This window comes from Desulfonatronum sp. SC1 (assembly GCF_003046795.1).
In the GTDB taxonomy this organism is placed as follows: domain Bacteria; phylum Desulfobacterota; class Desulfovibrionia; order Desulfovibrionales; family Desulfonatronaceae; genus Desulfonatronum.
The window spans coordinates 1-17,794 of sequence record NZ_PZKN01000014.1; the positions used below are offsets into that span (position 1 = coordinate 1).

At 58.2% G+C, this 17,794-nt stretch carries 15 protein-coding genes; 7 read left to right on the forward strand and 8 right to left on the reverse strand.

Annotated elements, in window-relative coordinates; translation table 11 throughout:
• Together C6366_RS09135 and C6366_RS09140 are read right to left on the reverse strand one after the other, a co-directional pair.
• Nucleotides 1-1,145: DEAD/DEAH box helicase (locus C6366_RS09135; RefSeq protein WP_233248445.1), on the reverse strand; the 1,145-nt coding region annotated here is incomplete at its 3' end.
• Entirely contained in the window at nucleotides 1,142-1,909 is a 768-nt protein-coding gene (locus C6366_RS09140) for an N-acyl homoserine lactonase family protein (RefSeq protein WP_107737241.1), read from the reverse strand. The genes C6366_RS09135 and C6366_RS09140, both read right to left, overlap by 4 nt.
• A 157-nt stretch (nucleotides 1,910-2,066) precedes the next feature.
• Here C6366_RS09140 and C6366_RS09145 point away from each other — a divergent pair, with 157 nt between their 5' ends.
• Nucleotides 2,067-3,326 (forward strand): aminopeptidase, encoded by a 1,260-nt coding sequence (locus tag C6366_RS09145; RefSeq protein ID WP_107737243.1) that lies wholly within the window; start codon nucleotides 2,067-2,069, stop codon nucleotides 3,324-3,326.
• Here the strand turns inward: C6366_RS09145 and C6366_RS09150 are convergent.
• A complete protein-coding gene (locus C6366_RS09150; RefSeq protein WP_107737245.1) occupies nucleotides 3,299-3,589 on the reverse strand; it encodes a hypothetical protein in 291 nt (96 codons plus the stop codon). The two genes, C6366_RS09145 and C6366_RS09150, sit on opposite strands and share 28 nt — an antisense overlap.
• Nucleotides 3,590-3,910: 321 nt before the next feature.
• Here C6366_RS09150 and C6366_RS09155 point away from each other — a divergent pair, with 321 nt between their 5' ends.
• A complete protein-coding gene (locus C6366_RS09155) occupies nucleotides 3,911-4,339 on the forward strand; it encodes a hypothetical protein (RefSeq protein ID WP_107737247.1) in 429 nt (142 codons plus the stop codon).
• 109 nt (nucleotides 4,340-4,448) lie between these two features.
• Here the strand turns inward: C6366_RS09155 and C6366_RS09160 are convergent, their stop codons facing one another.
• The 4 genes from C6366_RS09160 to C6366_RS09175 form a co-directional block, all read right to left on the reverse strand.
• A complete protein-coding gene (locus tag C6366_RS09160) occupies nucleotides 4,449-5,468 on the reverse strand; it encodes an OmpA family protein (protein WP_107737249.1) in 1,020 nt (339 codons plus the stop codon).
• 207 nt (nucleotides 5,469-5,675) lie between these two features.
• Nucleotides 5,676-6,215, reverse strand: coding sequence for a hypothetical protein (locus C6366_RS09165; RefSeq protein WP_107737251.1), 540 nt, complete (start codon nucleotides 6,213-6,215; stop codon nucleotides 5,676-5,678).
• Between the two features lie 230 nt (nucleotides 6,216-6,445).
• Complete coding sequence (locus C6366_RS09170; protein WP_158269711.1) at nucleotides 6,446-6,883, reverse strand: FlxA-like family protein; 438 nt, start codon at nucleotides 6,881-6,883, stop codon at nucleotides 6,446-6,448.
• Nucleotides 6,884-6,974: 91 nt separating this feature from the next.
• The gene (locus C6366_RS09175; protein WP_107737255.1) at nucleotides 6,975-8,084 is read right to left on the reverse strand and encodes a diguanylate cyclase; all 1,110 of its coding nucleotides are present in this window, start codon (nucleotides 8,082-8,084) and stop codon (nucleotides 6,975-6,977) included.
• Nucleotides 8,085-8,345: 261 nt separating this feature from the next.
• Here C6366_RS09175 and C6366_RS09180 point away from each other — a divergent pair, with 261 nt between their 5' ends.
• From C6366_RS09180 to C6366_RS09200, 5 genes are all read left to right on the forward strand, one after another.
• On the forward strand, nucleotides 8,346-9,815 hold the full coding sequence (locus C6366_RS09180) for an MBOAT family protein (protein WP_107737257.1): 1,470 nt from the start codon (nucleotides 8,346-8,348) through the stop codon (nucleotides 9,813-9,815).
• Between the two features lie 2 nt (nucleotides 9,816-9,817).
• Nucleotides 9,818-11,527, forward strand: coding sequence for a hypothetical protein (locus C6366_RS09185; RefSeq protein ID WP_107737259.1), 1,710 nt, complete (start codon nucleotides 9,818-9,820; stop codon nucleotides 11,525-11,527).
• A gap of 116 nt (nucleotides 11,528-11,643) precedes the next feature.
• A complete protein-coding gene (locus C6366_RS09190) occupies nucleotides 11,644-12,696 on the forward strand; it encodes a hypothetical protein (protein WP_158269712.1) in 1,053 nt (350 codons plus the stop codon).
• A gap of 116 nt (nucleotides 12,697-12,812) precedes the next feature.
• Complete coding sequence (locus C6366_RS09195; RefSeq protein WP_107737263.1) at nucleotides 12,813-13,928, forward strand: bifunctional glycosyltransferase family 2/GtrA family protein; 1,116 nt, start codon at nucleotides 12,813-12,815, stop codon at nucleotides 13,926-13,928.
• A gap of 20 nt (nucleotides 13,929-13,948) precedes the next feature.
• A complete protein-coding gene (locus C6366_RS09200) occupies nucleotides 13,949-16,879 on the forward strand; it encodes a glycosyltransferase family 39 protein (RefSeq protein WP_107737265.1) in 2,931 nt (976 codons plus the stop codon).
• A 104-nt stretch (nucleotides 16,880-16,983) separates the two neighbouring features.
• On the opposite strand, the gene C6366_RS19280 is transcribed toward C6366_RS09200, so the two are convergent.
• On the reverse strand, nucleotides 16,984-17,538 hold the full coding sequence (locus C6366_RS19280) for a hypothetical protein (RefSeq protein ID WP_146164805.1): 555 nt from the start codon (nucleotides 17,536-17,538) through the stop codon (nucleotides 16,984-16,986).
• Nucleotides 17,539-17,794 lie beyond the last annotated feature (256 nt).

The window sequence follows — 17,794 nt, forward strand, 5'->3', positions numbered from 1 at the left end:
CGCCCGGCCCGCTGCCAGGTGGCCATGATCGAGCCGGGGTAGCCCACCAGCAGGCACAGATCCAGATCCCCGATGTCGATGCCTAACTCCAGAGCACTGGTGGAAATCACCGCCAGAATCCGACCCGAAGCCAAGTCCGCCTCGATCCGGCGGCGCTCCTTAGGCAGGAACCCGGCCCGGTACACGCCGATCCGATCCCGAAATTCCTTCAGCCGCTGGGCCGACCAGATGCCCAGAAGCTCGGTCATTTTCCGCGATCCCGTGTAAACTATTGTCCGCAAGCCCTCGATCAAAGCCTGCTCCAGGAGCGTCAGGGCGGTCCGGGACGGCCCCTCGGCCGCGTCCAGAAAAAGCACGTGCTTGCGACCCTGGGGCGCGGAACTATCGGCGATCAGCTCCGCGTCCCGTCCGGTCAGTTCACGGGTCAGCTCCACGGGGTTGTGGATGGTGGCGGAGCAGCAGACATAGGTCGGCTTGGTTCCGTAATGAGCACAGATCCGCTCCAGGCGGCGAAACACCCAGGCCATGTGCGAACCCATCACCCCTCGGTAGACGTGGACCTCGTCAATGACCACGAAACGCAGGTTCCGGAACAGCTCCCGCCAGAGATGATGGTGGGCCAACAGGCCCAGGTGAAGCATATCCGGGTTGGTAATCAGGATGCGGGGTGGTTCCCGGCGGATCCGGGCGCGGTCCTGGTTGTCCGTGTCCCCGTCGTACACGGCCACGGATGGCCGGCGTTCCCGGGGCCAGCCGCCGACCATCTCCCGCAACCCGACGAGCTGATCCTGGGCCAGGGCCTTGAGCGGAAACAGGTACAATGCCCGGGCCGAAGGGTCGCGGTACAGGGCCTCCAGCACCGGCAGGTTGTAGATCAGGCTCTTGCCGCTGGCCGTGGGCGTGGCCGCCACCACGTCCCGCCCGGCCCGGATCCGGCCCACGGCCTCGGCCTGATGGGCGTAAAGACTGGTGATGCCCAGGGAAGCCAGGCATTCCGGAAAGCCCTCCGGCAAGTCCGGGGGCAACGGCGCGAACCGCCCGGGCCGCTCCGGCAGCACTTCATGGTGGACCAGGCAGTTGGCTGGCAGCCGCTGGGCATGTTCAATGCCCTGGATGAACGTGGAAATGGGCGAGGGAGAGGTCACGGAATCGTGGACATCCCGGCGAATTTGGGTTCGTGCAGGGGCAGGAGGATGTCGGCCAGGCCCTTGACCCGGACCATCTGGTCGTAGGCCAGGCAGGGATTGATGTTCGTGCCGGGCGGGATGACCTCCATTTCCATGGCCTTCACGGACTGGGGCGGATTCAGGTTTTCGTCGATGACGCAAAACCCGGTGATGGCCGCCCGTCCGGAGGGGGTGTCCACCAGCACGGTCAGGCCGCCTTCGGTGTGAGCCGGGGTGTGGATCACGGAAATGCCGGGCAGGATTTCCCGGTCTTCGGTGACGACCCGGAACCTGTCGGCATCCTCCATGTCCTCGATGAATTCCTCGTTGTAGCGAAAGTCCAGGGGATGGGGGTCGTGGATGCGCTCCAGTTCCTTGGCGTGGGCGTAGAATACGGCGTTGGCGCACTTGAAGTCGTTTTCACAGTGGTCGTTGTGCAGATGGGTGTGAATGACCACGTCCACGTCCTCCGGCTTCAGCCCGTACAGGGCCAGCCCTTCCTCGAAGGTATGGATTTTCCCGCCGATGGCCTGCTCCCGGTCCGCGGACTGGACCGGGCTCATTTCTCCGGTGTCCACCAGGACCGTTGGCTGGGACGGATCGTCCACCGGCTCCAGATACCAGACGTAGATCGGGATGGTGTACGGTCGGCCGTGGGCGTGCTGATAGGTCATCATGCCCTGGTCAAAAACCTTACTGCCCACGACGATAGGGTGAATGCGCCAGGATTGTCGGTTGCTCATGCTTGCATCTCCCGTGATCTGGAAAGGTTAAAAATCGAAACGGATTCGGGGGAAGTCGCCGCCGTCCGCTGCGTTTTCATTACTCCGGAAGGCGGGGCGGGGCAAACAGGCGGGCCGCGGCCTTGCGACGAAGAGCAAAGCGCTTATACTCACCGGCATGCAAGAGAAAAATCCAACGAACTTCGGGCAAGAAAATGGAGAGGACGCTTCGGAGCGACTGTTTCGCCACGAGGAACTGGAGCGCTACGCCGACGTACTGCTTTGGGCCGTGGAGCGCTCCCGGGGCAGGCCGCTGAAGAATTCGGAAACCGTGCTCATCGAATACGACGGCTTGGCCAGGGAGCTGGTCGAAGTGCTCTACACCCGCATTCTGGAGCGCGGCCTGGTCCCGGTGCAGCATCAGCGGGCCACCCCGGCCATGGAGCTCAGCTACCTGCGCCTGGCGAACAACAAGCGGCTGAACATGGTCGCCCCCGGAGAACGGGAGCGCCGGGGCGGGGTGAACGGCCTGATCCGGATTCTGGCGCCAGAGAGTCTGACCCACCTGGAAGCCGTGACCCCGGAAATTCAGGTCCGACGGGATTCAGCCCGGGACCCGCTCCGGGAAGTGCTCTATTTCCGAGAACTTGGCGGACAAATCGGGCGGACCGTGGCCGTGTACCCCACCCAGGCCCTGGCCGACGCCGCGGGGCTGACGCTTCAGGAGTACGCGATCCGGGTGCGCAAAGCCTGCATGCTGGGCAGCGATGACCCGGTGCGGGACTGGAAGCGGTTCGCGCGGCAGCAGGGGACGGTTCTGGAATGGTTGAACGGACTGTCCATCCGGCGGCTGCATGTCCAGTCAGCCCGGGTGGATCTGCGTCTGCGCCTGGGGGAGCACCGGCTCTGGCTGGGGCTGACCGGACGAAACATGCCCAGCTATGAAGTCTATACGTCCCCGGATTGTCGGTTCACCGAGGGCGTGTTTCAGTCCGACCAGGTGGTCTATGTCGGCGGAACTCCCGTGGAGGGCGTTCGCCTGGCGTTCCAGGCAGGCCGGGTAATCAGCGTCAAGGCCCGAAGCGGCGCGGATCGGCTGCGGCGTTTTCTGGCCCTGGACGACGGGGCTTGGCGGGTCGGCGAGTTTTCACTGACCAGCCGGGAGCACTCCCGGATTCCGGAATATATGGCCAACACCCTGTTCGATGAGAATGTCGGCGGCCCGGAAGGCAATTGCCATATCGCCCTGGGCTCCTGCCATCCGGACGCCTTTGCCGGAAGCCCGGCGGACTTCGTGCATGCGCTGCGCCGGGAGTTGGGCTTCAACGAGTCCAACCAGCACTGGGACCTGGTGAACACGGAGCAAAAACGGGTCACCGCCACCCTGGCGGACGGCGGCAGCCGCGTAATCTATGAGGACGGAGCGTTCACGGCCTGAGCCTTCTTCAATCGCTCCTCACGAACCAGGGCCAGAGCGATGTCCAGGTCGTACAGGGTCAACGGGGACTCCCCCTTGCCCGAGTACCGGGCCGCGGCCTGCTCCACGACCTCATACGGCAGCCAGTCATGCTGCTCCCACACCTTGGGCCGCTCCTGGTTCCACAACCGAAACTCCACGTTTCCGACCCGTTCGCGGACGTACATCCGCTCCTTCTTGTTGCCCGGCACCGGGTAATAGTAGAGTCCTCGCGCATCCTGCATGTTTGTCGCTCCTTGACGTTCTTCTCGTTGATGTTCTGATTGAAGCCGCTCGGCGAGGGCCCTCGCCGCGATCAACTACTGGCATGTGATTCAAATCCTGCCACATTCTTCCAAAAGAAAAAAGAGGCCGCCCCTGCCGGAACCGCCCCCTTCCGCTGTTCACACGTCGTTCCAACGCCAGTCTCGCGATTGGCAGGTTAGTCCTGGCGGCAATGACCTCACTCTTGAACGGCGTACCGAATTGAGTCAGTATCCAGCGCCGTTCACGGCGAACGCCCTTCGCTGCCATCAATATTCACTTCGACCACAAGGAGAAAACATATGCTGGAAACCGTCCACGCCTATCTGACGCGATGGCAGGCGGACCCAAAGCAGGTCCGTCCTTTTTTCGCGCGCTTGCTGGAAGCGTTGCACGGCCCTGAAACCGAGATGGAGTTCGTGGAGCGAGACGGAGTGAGCGTCAGTCTGCGGGCAAAGGTCTCGGGTCCGGATAAGGGCGCTGTTCCGAAGGAGTTGTTCTGTCTGGTGGACGTGGTCGAAGACGTGGACGGGCGTTGGCTCTCGGTCTGCTTTTACGCGGACACGGTCAGCGACCCGGAAGAGCGCGGCAACCTCGTGCCCCTGGGGCTGCTTGGTGAGGACGGCTATTGCTTCGACGTGGAAGAGCCGGATCCGGTTCTCGAAGCCTATGTTCTGGAGAGAGTTGACGAGGCCCGACAGTGTGTCGGGGCCGGAAGACGGCGGTCCTGAGGGATGCTCAGCGGCACTTTGGCTTCGGGCGCTTTGAGGCCGTCCCGCGAGACGTGCCTCAAAACGCCCGAAGATCTGATCGGGCTTCAAAAAAACGTACGCTTATCGTCTATAGCCGAACGAACTCAACCCGCCTGTTCTGGGCTTTTCCTTCCTCGGTGGCATTGTCGGCCACGGGCTTGGAAGCGCCCCACCCTTTTGCCGTCAAACGATCCGGACTGATTCCCTTCTCGGTCAGCGCACGTACGACGCTTTCAGCTCGCTGCTGAGAAAGACGCTGATTGAGTTCGGCGTCTCCATCGGAGTCCGTATGGCCTTCCACCGAGAAGCGGAGGTCCTGGTGATCCCGCATGAGCTGAAAGACCTGGTCGATGATCCCCGCTGATTCCGGCTTGATGTCGGCCTTGTTCACGTCGAACTGGATTTCCGTGGTTGAAAAACTCCCTTCCGACATGACTCTTTCGTAAAGCGGCATCCCGCCTTCGGCCACGATCACGTTTCTGATGAACGCGTCCGAATTGGGTCTGGCATTATTGGGACGCCCTCCATGGATCAGGAAGCTGCGCAGTTCCTCTTCGAAGCGGGGCACGTTCAAAACCCGAACACCGTTGCTGAAGGCACGCAGTTCATGCTGATTGAACGAGAGAGCCAGTCGTCTCCATCCCGGCTGAAATCCGTCTCTGCTTTCGGAAGTGTTTCCTTCGGAGACGGCGCCGCCTCGCGATGAGTTCAGCATGAACCGCTCCCCGGTAATTCGCAGTGAGCCGGATTTTCGGCCGTTGTCGTTGAAGAACGTGATTTCGTAGGCATGCTGCCTGAGATCGTTCATCAGATAATCGAACTCAATGGTGAAGGCCTGGGGCAAGTAACTTTTTTCCCGCATCAGCGGGGCGACTTCCGTCCTGGTCACCAGGAGCGAAAGGACGTTTTCCCCTTCGTGCCTGGCCACTTCCGCGCTTCCTCTGACCAGTCGCCACTGTGAGGGGAACTCTCCGATCTTTTCGTGTCTCAGGTTGTCTTCAAAAATAACCGTGGAGCCACGTTCAAACTCGGCCTGCCCATAAGCCGTGGCTGCCATCAGCGTAAGAGCGGCAAGGCTGATGACGCATTTCAGTAGAATATGATGCATGGTGTTTCCTTTTTTATATGGTAACTGTTCAGCAAATGTTGGTGCTCAAAAGAGCGATCTCTTGAATGCCGCGGAAAAGACCTGGATTCCGGCCTTCGCCGGAATCCAGTCCGAATTGTCGCGGACGAGCTGAATAGTTACTTTATATGAAGCAATACATGCACGGTTGGCACGTGCATCGGCTTGTTGGTTTTATGCCAGAGACGTCTAGAAATCCTCATCGTCATCGTCATGCCCAAACACCTCGTGCAATTGCGTCATGTACGGAGTTATGGCTTGAATATGCGATTCAGGGACGGATGCAAGCTGCCTTTTTGTCTCCGAGACCATCTGGAACACGGGGGAGTTTTCGAATGCCTGTCGTTTTTCCGGGCTCATGGATGCCATTGATCTCTCAAGCTCGGCAAAATGACCCATTCCGGAGGAGGCCATGTAAGCTCGCATGATGTGCGCGTATTGTTCCGCATAGGATTCCACGGAAGGATATCCGTTCCCCCGGACGATGTTCCGCATCTCGGAATTGCCGGACATAGCATCGAGCACCATTTGTTTGAATTTCTCGACATTCAAAATGATCATGTCATCTTCATCGTCGTCATGGTCGTCATCAAGATCGTCGAAATATGGAGTCAGCGCTTTGGTCGTCTTGATGAACCGCTCCATATCCGATGAGGAAAGGTTCATCGCGTAAGCGCCGCTGAAGACGAACAGCGAGACAAATGCGAATAGCACTACTTTTTTGACCATGGAAACCACCTCGATTTGGTTGAGGGTGAACAGGAGGCGACCGGAAGGAGATCAACTCTCGCTCCGAGCTGCAACTCGGCAGACGGGTCGTCGCACGCGGCCGGAAATGCATCGAAACATACCCAGCCGTCACAGCGGACTTGATCCCGCAGCAAATCCTGAGCCCCTAATTTCAAGCCTCGGTTAAGTCAAATCTGCGAGGAAGCGTCACTCATCAAAAAAAATGACAATCATGTTTTCTCCGAGGCTTGTGCCTGAAGCTCGGCGATTTGAGAGGTAATCTGACCGATTTCCGCCTGAATTGCCTGAATCATGCTGTTTTTCGTCTCCTCAGGCATGCTCTGACTGGCGGCGACGGCGGACAGTTTGCTCTCCAGCTCCTTCAGCCGTTCCTTCAGCGCCTCCAGCGGGTCGCTGGACGAAGAATCGACCCCGCCCCTGGCTTTGTGCATGTACTTCCTGAAGGCTTCCACGGCGTCATTATCGCCGTGGTCTTCGGACTGCGCGGCTTGCTGGGCCTCCCTGGCCGCCGACGAAATGCTCACGGTGTCGCCCCCGGCGGAAGATGAAACGCCCTGAAACCAGTCTGTTGCCTGAGTTTCCCGGACAACCGGCTGTCTCTCAAACTCCACTGCCCGCAAAAAATTCTGATAACCGTCTATGCGCATGACTCTCTCCATGGGAAATAGTTGCCGTGCGCGGTATCGAAGCAAAAGGCATGCCCGTGGCAGAGAAAAATTTGTGTTTCCCCCAACGATATCAGCTTGCTGATTCGGAAGTCCGTGTCCGTCCGTCAACTGAAGGCTTGGCGCTATACATGTTCGTGTCCGCCCGCTGGATGAACTGCTGGAGGGTTTCTCCGGGGCGATACATGGCCAAGCCGATGGAGGCCGTGATCCCGAGTTGCGTGGTGACCGAGCAGACCCGAGAGACGGGAAGGGTGCGCAGGGCGTCTTGAATACGGGTCGCGGCTCTTTGGGCCGCTTCCCTGTCCATTCCTGGAAGTAAAAGCAGAAATTCGTCGCCTCCCAGGCGGACAAAGATGTCGTAGTCGCGAATGATGCTTTGGATCGTACGCGCCAAAGCGACCAGGAGTTGGTCCCCGCAAGTATGGCCCAAGGTGTCGTTGACTTTTTTGAACCCGTCCAGATCGATGAACAGCAGCGCGACCGGCATTTTTTTGCGATGCGCGAACTCCAGGATTCGCGGCGCGTGTTTCATCAGGTAGGTCCGGTTGTGGCAGCCGGTGAGGTGATCCAGTGTGGATTCCCGTTGGAGTTTTTCATGTTCCCGGAGCGTGACCAGGGACCAGGAGAACATGTCGGCGAAGAATTCGATAAAATCGGTGGCCATTCCTTCATTGTAGCGCAGGGGATCGTCGTCTCTCAGGGTCAGGAAGCCGATCAGGTTGCCCGGGTGATACTTGTCCCAGAGTGGAAAGACGCATACCGAGCCGAGACAATCCCGCTGGCCGCGTGCTGTTTGGAACAATTCCCGGGCAACCGGAGCCTGGATCGCGATGTCCGCGACTGAGCCGAGCAGCGGATGCCTGAAGGACTCTGTCAGGCCCATCTCCCTGAGCACCCGTCGAAGAGAAAGCTGGGGTCGGGTGGGGATGGAATCGGGGAGAAAACCGGCGTACTGTTCCTGATCCAGGACGAGATGGATGTCCCGCAATTTGAGGCTGTCGCGCAACGTGGCCAGAAGTTCGGGAAGCTGATCCAGGGAGGTTATGGCCTGAATTTGAGAGGCGCAGAGCTTGAACTTGTGAAAGACGGATAGATTCTGCCTGTACAGTTCCAGGGTCTGCTCCAACCTTTCCCGCAGGCAGTGCGCGTCGGCCTGGTTCTGGGTATCGTGACAGCTCATGGAACTACCGCTGGGTCAGGGAGCCGACGAGCTCCAAGAAATAAGGTCCAAACAAGGTGGGGATGTGGCTGATAATTCTCTGAAAGGGACATTGTGTCGATGGTTTTAGTCCGCATGGGTGAAGACCGCAACATCGCAGGCCCATATCCTCTCGCCTCTCTGCGGTCTTGATCACCCTGAACACTCCTGATAGCCTGAAAATCTTGCCTTACCGCGCTTCCCGCGCAACCCAATCGCAACGTCTTCTTCACTGCGGGCATCATGGTCTTCAGCTCCCATATTTTCCTGTTCTATTTTCTGCCGCTGGCCCTGTTCGCCTATTATCTGCTGCCCCGGAGGGGCAAGCATCTTGGGCTGACGGTTCTCAGCTACGCCTTCTACGGCTGGTCCAATCCGCTGTTCGTCCTGATCCTGCTGGCCTCCACGGTGGTGGACTATTTCTGCGGCTTGATCATGGCCGGACGGCGGCCCTTTTTCGATCCGCGTCCCATACAGGAGTTGGATCCGAAAGACGCACGCTCTCGCGGCCAAAAAATCGCCCTGGCCGTGTCCATCCTGACCAACCTGTCCCTGCTGGGCTTTTTCAAGTATTTCAACTTCACCGTGGAGAACTACGACCTGCTCCTGGGCTGGCTGGGGCTGCACGGGCTGCAACTGGACACGGCCCTGCGGATCACCCTGCCGCTGGGGATCAGCTTCTACACCTTCCAGTCCATGAGTTACTCCATCGATGTGTATCGCGGCCAGGCCAAGGCTCTGCGCAACTTCATCGACTTCGCCTGCTACGTGTCCATGTTCCCGCAACTGGTGGCCGGGCCGATCATCCGCTTCCGGGAGGTGGCGGATCAGCTTCTGCACCGCGCCCACACCATGGAGAAGTTTGCCCGAGGCGTGGCCTTCATCAGCCTGGGGCTGGCCAAGAAGATCCTTCTGGCCAACCCCTGCGGCAAGGTGGCGGACACCATTTTCGACGCCGCGACCATAACCACGGTCCAGGCCTGGTACGGGGCCGCGGCCTACGCCTTTCAGATCTACTTCGACTTCAGCGCCTACTCGGACATGGCCATCGGCCTGGGGCTGATGCTGGGCTTTGTTTTTCCCAAAAACTTCGATTCCCCATACCTGTCCAAGTCCATCACGGAATTCTGGCGGCGCTGGCATATTTCCCTGTCCACCTGGCTGCGGGACTATCTGTACATACCCCTGGGCGGCAACCGCAAAGGCCCCCGGCGCACGGCCATCAACCTGGCCCTGGTCATGCTCCTGGGCGGGTTGTGGCACGGCGCGGCCTGGACCTTCGTGATCTGGGGCGCGCTGCACGGCCTGCTGCTGGGCTTGGAGCGGATCCGGGGCAAGGCCAGCTTCTACAATCGCCTGCCTGGCGGGATACAAATCGCGTTCACCTTTGTGCTGATCTTGATCACCTGGGTCTTTTTCCGATCCGCCGACCTGCCCTCGGCCCTGACTTACCTGGGAACCATGTTCGGCCTGGTCCAGGCCGGACCAGAAGCAGTCGCGGGTGCCGGACTGCTCAACGGCCTGATCTACCAGCCCTACTACCTGGGCACGTTCCTGCTGGCCGCGGTGGTCACCTGGTCCTGTCCCCAGACCTGGGATTGGACCAGAACCATCACTCCGGCCAAGGCGTGGGCCATCGTGGCCCTATTGCTGCTCTCCGTGGCCGTGCTGGCGACCCAGGCCTATAACCCGTTCATCTATTTCATTTTCTAGCCATGGCCGACTTTGACCTGCAACGCTCGCGAGAACAGACCGCCCGGGAACAGGCGGGCGTGACCCGGATATCCCGGACCACGGCCTGGCTGCTGACCCTGGCCCTGCTTCTGCTCATCGGCCTGGTGACCGCGAGCCAGCATGTCCATGACCTGCGGGCCGCTCTGCGCGGGGAACGATCCACCTGGCTGCCCCAGTCCCTGGAGATTTTCCGAGCCGTGCCCGAGGCCCTGGATGTCTTCCGCACGTCCGACCAGCCCTTTTTCTCACGGGTTCTGGCCGCCAACCGGCTGCTGCTGCGCGAGATGGGCGCGTTCGAGGACGACCTGGAGGACGCCTCCATTCTGGGGCAACTGGTCCGCCCCGGCATGCAGACTCTGCTGACCCGCCTGGGCGTGGGCAACGAACAGGCCTACGTGGGCCGGGACGGATGGCTCTTCTACCGGCCCGGCCTGGACTACCTCACCGGCCCCGGCTTTCTGGAGCCCCGGCAACTGGCCCGGCGAGCGGCCTCGGGCAACGAATGGCAGCCCGCGCCGCAACCGTATCCGCGCAAGGCCCTGGTGGACCTGCACCGGCAGTTGCGGGCACGGAACATCGAACTGGTGGTCATGCCCACCCCGGTGAAGCCCACGGTCCATCCGGAGATGTTCGCCAGGGGGCTGGACGGCACCGAGTCCCTGAACAATCCATCCTATTCCGATTTTATCAGTGACCTGGACCGGGCCGGAATCCTGGTTTTCGATCCGCTTCCGGGCCTGATGCGGGCCAAGGCCGAGACCGGACAACCTCAGTACCTTGCCACGGACACCCACTGGCGGCCCGAAGGCATGCACCACGTGGCCCGGGAGCTGGGCGATTTTCTGCTTCAACACGATCTGATGCCCTCGAGGGCTCCGACCGGTTTCCGAACCAGAGCCACCGAGGTCGCCCATACCGGCGACATCGCCAACATGCTGGAGCTGCCCCAGGGCAGTCCGCTGTTTCCTCCGGAAACCGTCACGTTGGAACAAGTCCTGGATGCCCGGGACGACTTCTGGCGGCCTGATCCTGCGGCCGATGTTTTGCTGCTGGGCGACAGCTTCACCAATATTTTCTCCCTGGAGCCCATGGGTTGGGGAGAAGCAGCCGGACTGGCCGAACATCTCAGCCTGGTCCTGCAACGTCCCGTGGACCGTATCGCCCGCAACGACCACGGGGCCTTTGCCACGCGGGAGATTCTGGCCCGGGAACTGGCCCGGGGCCGGGATCGCCTGAAGGGCAAGCGGGTGGTGATCCACCAGTTCGCGGCCCGGGAACTGGCCGTGGGGGACTGGAAGCTGATCGATCTGGAGCTGGGCGAGCCCTTGCCCTCGCTTTTTTTCCAGCCAGAACCCGACCAACCCCTGGAGGTCCGGGCCGTGGTCGCCGCCGCGTCCCCAGTCCCCCGTCCCGGCAGCGTGCCCTACGCCGACCACGTCCTCAGCCTGCACCTGGTGGACCTGGAGCACGACGGGGTCTTGCTTGTCGATCCCCAGGCCGTGGTCTATACCTGGGGCATGCGGGACAATGTGTGGACCCGCGCGGCCCGCCTGCGGGCCGGAGACGAAGTGACCATCCGGCTCAGGGCCTGGGCGGACGTGGCCGATGCCTACGACGGGATCAATCGCAGCGAACTGAATGATTTCGCCTTGCAGTTGGAAGAACCGACCTGGGGAGAATTTTTGGAATGATGAAATTGTGGACAGTGAAGAGTGGATGGTGGACTGAAGGAAAGCGGGCCGGAAATAATCCGATCGCAACGCAACATCTTTTTGAGACTCGTTATTCCTGGCGACTTCTGACAGCCGTGGTCAGCTTTTTTGTCTTGCTCGCCGCCGCGCCGCCGGTCCGGGCGGAAGATTCGTCAGCGATCCTTTTTTCCGAATCGGCCAGACTGGCTGGCGAGGCTCGCGAACAAGGCACCATGGCCGTTCAGGGGCTGGATGGCTGGCTGTTCTTCGATCAGGAACTGGATCATATCGCATCTGGGCCGTTCTGGGACGACCGGGCCGCCGAAGTCAGCCGAGCGGCCAATCCGGAATTCGCCGACCCATTGCCGGCCATTCTGGATTTTCACGCCCAGCTCCAGGCCGTCGGGGTTGAGCTGCTTTTGGTTCCTGTTCCTCCCAAGGCCATGATCTATCCGGATTTCGCTTCCCAAGCCCTGGCGGAACGCTTGGCGACGCAAGATACCCTGACGCGGCTGGACCCGGCGCACCAGGAATTTTATGATTTTTTGCGGAATTATGGTCTAACGGTGCTTGACTTGACCAATATTTTTCTCGAAGAACGGTTTGCCGATCGGGGCCCGCTCTACTGCCGCCAGGATACCCACTGGTCCGGCTTGGGCTGCGTCGTCGCTGCACGGGAAATTGGATATCTTGTCCGGGAAATGCCTTGGTACGCTGAGGTCACTGCTCAGCAGTTTGGTCAGCGATGGCAAGACGTGCAAATCAGCGGTGATCTGTGGAGTGCGTCGAGCAGGCCGGACCTGGAGCGGGAGATCGTAAACCTGCGACAGGTGGGGCGGGAGACGTCCTCGGGCCTTCAGCCCGTTGAACCGGAGCAAACCAGCCCGGTGATCCTACTCGGCGATAGCCACAATATAGTCTTCCAGGCCGGCGGAGACATGCACGCACGGGGCGCCGGGCTGGCCGATCAACTGGCCCTGGAACTCGGCTTGCCCGTGGACCTGATCGCCGTACGCGGTTCCGGGGCCACCCCGGCCCGGATCAATCTCTTTCGCCGGGCCCAGCGCAATCCGAACTACTGGCAGGACAAGAAGCTGGTGATCTGGGTATTCACGGCTCGAGAGTTCACTCATGCCGATGGGTGGCGCGTGGTACCCATCGCGCCGTGACTCGGCAATGCTTTTCGAGACAAAAGGTATTTTGGCAAATTCATCCGTAAATAAATTGAACCATCCTTCATTCAACTACGGACTTGACCAATTTTATCAACCAAACCAGGTAAACCATGCACCCAAACATATCGAGGCCAACCACCCTGACTCTTGTCATTCCCTGTTTCAACGAAGAACGGACCCTGGAGCATTGCATCGAGCGGGTCCAGGCCATTGCCGACGAAATGCTCTCATTGGAGTTGATCATCGTCGATGATTGCTCCCAAGATAATAGCGTGCAGGTTGCCCAGGAGCTTGCTCGACGGTTCACGAACATCCGGATACTCCGGCATGACAAAAACCAAGGCAAAGGTGCCGCCTTGCGAACCGGCTTCGCTCACGCCACAGGGGAATTCGTAGGGGTTCAGGATGCCGATCTGGAGTATGATCCGCAAGATTTCCGAAGGCTGATCTGCCCTCTCGTGGAGGGCAGAGCCGACGTGGTTTTCGGTTCGCGATACCTGTATTCTGGTGAACGGCGGGTGCTCTACTTCTGGCACAGCCAGATGAATCGGGTGCTGACCTTCCTCTCCAACATGTTCAGCGATCTCGGCCTGACGGACATGGAGACCTGTTACAAGCTCTTTCGTCGGGAAATCATTCAATCCGTGGAAATCCAGGAGAACCGGTTCGGTTTTGAGCCGGAAATCGTCGCCAAGGTCGGCGAAATGCGCTGCCGTGTTTATGAAATGCCCATCTCCTACCATGGCCGGACCTATGCCGAAGGCAAAAAAATTAATTGGAAAGATGGATTAAGAGCGCTTTACTGTATTCTTCACTACGGCGCACACAGGTCTCCGCTGCCCATGCAGTTCCTGGTTTACCTCTTTATCGGCGGTACTGCGGCGATCTTCAACCTGATATTGTTTCTGTCGCTCTTTTCTATCTTTTCAGTGAATATCTCGGCTATTTTGGCCTTTTATGGAGCTGCAGCCTTCAACTATTGGCTGTGTATCCACTTGTTGTTCAAGAAGAACATCCGCTGGAAATCATGGATGGAGCAACTGGTGTACTACCTTTCCGTCAGCGGTATAGCCCTGATCGATCTTCTCATTACTCGCGGATTGATGGCTTTGGATGTCGGGGTAATTGGAGCCAAGCTTTCCGCCTCCGCAATCGTCGTTCTTCTCAACTTTCTTGCCCGCCGCTTCTTAGTTTTCCCTGAGAAAAGAGTTGAGGATTGGAAATAGTCTTTCTTTAGATAACGGAAATGCTTCAACCCGAATCCAACCAGCCTGAAAAACGCTGCTGGATATACTACCTCGCTCTGCCCTGTTTCCTGTTGCTCCTGGCATTTTTTTTACGAACCAGCGGCCTCTCGCATGATCTGCATTTTGGTTCGATTTATCACCCCGATACTCCGAAACAGATTCGCGCCGTAGAACGATTCCTGGATGACCGTTTCTCCCGGCAGTATTACAGGGTGTGGCATAACCCTGATCTTGACGGATACCCTTACTTCAACAGCCACCTCGTCGAACATATTTATCGCGGTTACGCCGCTGCCAGAAACGCGCTGCTTTGGCACGTAGGCGTGCCCCCGGAACCATTCGTCCCCGACACGCTTTCCATCTTTTGGACCACCCGCATTTTCAATTCGTTGCTCTCATCTCTTGCCGTGGTCACCATCTTTTTCATGGCCGGCAAATATTTCGGGCTAGCTGCGGGATTATTCGCGGGTCTCCTTTTAGCCTTTTCTCCCGTGGATATCACTGTCAGCAATTATGCCATGTCCGACTCCACGGCGGCATTTTTCGCACTCCTGGCTGTTTTTTTTGCATTGCGCGTCATCGATTCGCCACGGCTGGTCTTCTATCTTGCTGGTACCCTGTCGGCCGCTTTTGCCTTTTCCGCGAAATACCATGCTGGCGCGGCTCTCCTTCCCATCGGTTTGGCCCATCTGCTTGCCTATCCCACGCCCAAGAGTTGGCTAACGTGGCAATTTCTTGCGCGTAGTCTTCTGATGCTCGTCTTTTTCGTCCTAGGCGTGCTGATCAGCACGCCATCGCTGCTCGTGTATCCAAGCGGGGCATTCCAGGATCTGCTCAATTTCATGGCCTACACCTCGGGTTTCGGCATGACCCAGGAGATGCGGGAGCTGCCTGTCTGGTCACGCTTTATCTTGGCCATGCGCATGAATCTTCCCTTGCTGGCGGACTATATCGGCTGGATTCCTTTGATGATGAGCGCCTCGGCAATGATTGCATTTCGAAACCACAAGCATTTCTGGGTGATCCTCTCATTACCCTTGTTTTTTATCCTGGTTGGATTGACCGCGAAGCCGTTAAGTCATCCGGACTACTTTACGGTAATCATTCCAATGCTGTTGCTAGCCTGCGCCGCGGTACTGCATCTGCTTTGGACCAGCGAGACAAAGAAGTACCTGACCAGACTGTCGTGCCTCGGCCTTTTTTGCGCATCGCTTTTTTACCTTGGCAACTACGCCTGGCATGAAGTTTTTTTCTTTCGCCATACCGACACGCGTCGCGTCGCGGAAACGTGGGCGCTGGACACACTGCCTCGTGAATTTCAACTCCATGCGGGCCCGTACACGTTTGCCCCAGGACCTTGGACGCACTCCGAAGAGCCACTCGAATACACGGCATTCGTCCGTTCAGATAGAACCTCAGAGGATCCGCCAGGCAAAACTCTTTTGCACGAGGTAATCTTCGAAAAGGGGAAGCTGTCTCGAGTGCGCAACATGGACATTCGCTTCCTTGTTCCCCCTGATAACAGCATCATGCAACCATGGTTCACCATGCCGGTCATGAATCGATATCCGGCATCCAGAAGGGACACCATGGTTCAGGCCCAGGTTCCGCATTTGGCGCGTTGCACGAAAACCTGGGAGCTGTCCCACGGGGAAACGGCCACGGCCGTGGTTGTCTCTGATGAGCCCCTGCTGCATAGCGTTATTTTTTTGCGCAACGACGAATCTCCTGCGGATGTTTCCGTACGATTCGGAGGCATTACCCGACACGTCATCCTGCAGCCTCACGAGACAGTAGCCTTGCGATTTGACTCGCCGAGGGCTATCCCGCTTTCTCGATCTCTGCGTCATTTCTACCGCATCAAAGTGGAGAGCCGTTTCAACCTGAACCCGATTCAGGTCGTTCTTGCCACATCGGAACGTGAAATCGCCCGAGAGTTTTATCTCGCAGGAGAATACCAAGCGGCCTTCGTCTCGTTCGATCGTCTCGATCAACCTACGCTCAATCTCTCCGAAAAGTTCGCTATGGCTCTGTCCGGGCTGGCCAGCGGCGCGCTGACCACCTCCGAAGCATCTCGAACCATTGGATTTGAGAGCCGGAAAAGCGCTTTATCCGGCTTGACGAGAATCCTCGGAGAAATGGATGAAACCTGGTTTTTCAAAGAATTCGGCATCGATCCGATGGTTGCGACTCAGATGAGCCCAGTCGCCGTCAACCCGCTCGAAGTGGTCACGAAACAGCTTTTGCTGCTGCGAGGGCTGATAGCCTCCCAGCCTGAGGTCCAAAACGCGTTCGTTTCGTCGTGGGCGATATTTTTCCATCGTGGCCGCGTATTGGAGGAAAGCGGCGAAATCGAGCAGGCGCTTCAAATGTACAAAGCTGCACATCGACTTGCCCCACGACGTATTGAACCATTCAAAGCACTGGATCGAATTGCCGGGCGCATCCCAGACAAAGATGAAGAACTTCGTCAAATTTTGGAACCATATCGGCTTTTCCGGGACATGCCTTCATTGCCGGTAAACATTCGTTTCACTAACGGGATCGGTATTGATGCCATCCAAGTCAACTCACTCGACCCGAAGATCGGTCAGCATTTTGAACTGCTCTTATCCTGGAGCGTCCCGCACCTCAGACCATCCCTCTACATGCTTGAGTATGTTGTTGAAATCACACATATGGACGAAGATATCACTGTTCAACGGGAAAGACGGCATTTTGTCAAAACGGTCCTGGAGCAAAGGGAAGGCACTCACCCTCCCCATCGGTTGCTGTTTAACTTCAATGAAAATCACCCCCCTGGCCGCTATTCCGTACGCCTCTCCTTGCAGATTCCCGCTCAGGATAGGTCAATAGGTATTCGACGACCGCGACATGCCCGTGGCGATAAGGCCGTCGAGTTGACGCGACTTGTTCTCACGATACCTTGAATATCCCACATCGTACCAACTTTCTTCGCTATTACAATATTTTTTAAACAGCTCTGTCGTCATCAACCTTTGCCCTGGAAATCACTATGCCCAGCCACCAGAAATCATTTTTTCGAACATCCGAAGGCAAGATCCTCATTCTGCTCCTCATTTTTGGGGCCGCGGTTCGGATTTACGGAGCCTGGTCTTTTCGCCTGAATTTGAATCTGGATGCCGGAGTCGTTGCGCTGATGGCCAAGCACATTTCCGAAGGGACTGCTTTTCCGATCTTTTTCTATGGCCAAGCGCACATGGGAAGCCTTGAGGCGCTCTTCAGCGCTCTGTTCATGAAGGTCTTCTCCATTTACGGGTTTGGAGCGACCCTGGGAACAGCCTTTGTTTCCTTTTGGGTCTTGCCAGTGGTTTACCTCTGGGCCCGTGACATCGGCGGCTCCAGGGCCGGATTGGCGGCCGTTGCTTTTGCCGTCATCGGGCCACTGGGCTTTTTTTATTACGGCGTCCACCCCAGAGGCGGCTACGCTGCATGCCTGCTTTTCGGCACCATGGCGCTGTGGATGAGTGCTCGAATCGCCTATGATACCTTGGAAAACGGTCGTTTGCCAGGTCAGACCCTCTTTCTGCTCGGAGTAATCGGCGGATTGGGCTGGTGGTCCAGTCAACTGGTTACGGCGGCCTTGATCAGTTCAGCGCTGCTGATGGTACTTGTCCTGGGCAGACAAGTTCTCTCCTGGAAACTGCTTTTGGGCTTGGCGGGTTTTTTTCTCGGAGGATTGCCATTCTGGGTTTACAACGCTCTGCATGGGTGGCCGACCTTCGCCTTTGGCGGTTCCTTCGGACAGATGGATTTTCTTCAAGGGTTGAGATTCTTTTTCGGAGAGCGGTTTCTAGCCTTGACCAGGTTGAATAATACGCATC

Excerpts from the sequence above, each read along its gene's own strand:
- C6366_RS09200 (WP_107737265.1), top strand. The coding sequence starts at position 13,949 with ATGCTTCAACCCGAATCCAACCAGCCTGAAAAACGCTGCTGGATATAC.
- C6366_RS09160 (WP_107737249.1), bottom strand. The coding sequence starts at position 5,468 with ATGCATCATATTCTACTGAAATGCGTCATCAGCCTTGCCGCTCTTACG.
- C6366_RS09140 (WP_107737241.1), bottom strand. The coding sequence starts at position 1,909 with ATGAGCAACCGACAATCCTGGCGCATTCACCCTATCGTCGTGGGCAGT.
- C6366_RS09155 (WP_107737247.1), top strand. The coding sequence starts at position 3,911 with ATGCTGGAAACCGTCCACGCCTATCTGACGCGATGGCAGGCGGACCCA.
- C6366_RS09150 (WP_107737245.1), bottom strand. The coding sequence starts at position 3,589 with ATGCAGGATGCGCGAGGACTCTACTATTACCCGGTGCCGGGCAACAAG.
- C6366_RS09195 (WP_107737263.1), top strand. The coding sequence starts at position 12,813 with ATGCACCCAAACATATCGAGGCCAACCACCCTGACTCTTGTCATTCCC.
- C6366_RS09145 (WP_107737243.1), top strand. The coding sequence starts at position 2,067 with ATGCAAGAGAAAAATCCAACGAACTTCGGGCAAGAAAATGGAGAGGAC.
- C6366_RS09180 (WP_107737257.1), top strand. The coding sequence starts at position 8,346 with ATGGTCTTCAGCTCCCATATTTTCCTGTTCTATTTTCTGCCGCTGGCC.
- C6366_RS09165 (WP_107737251.1), bottom strand. The coding sequence starts at position 6,215 with ATGGTCAAAAAAGTAGTGCTATTCGCATTTGTCTCGCTGTTCGTCTTC.
- C6366_RS09170 (WP_158269711.1), bottom strand. The coding sequence starts at position 6,883 with ATGCGCATAGACGGTTATCAGAATTTTTTGCGGGCAGTGGAGTTTGAG.
- C6366_RS09185 (WP_107737259.1), top strand. The coding sequence starts at position 9,818 with ATGGCCGACTTTGACCTGCAACGCTCGCGAGAACAGACCGCCCGGGAA.
- C6366_RS09175 (WP_107737255.1), bottom strand. The coding sequence starts at position 8,084 with ATGAGCTGTCACGATACCCAGAACCAGGCCGACGCGCACTGCCTGCGG.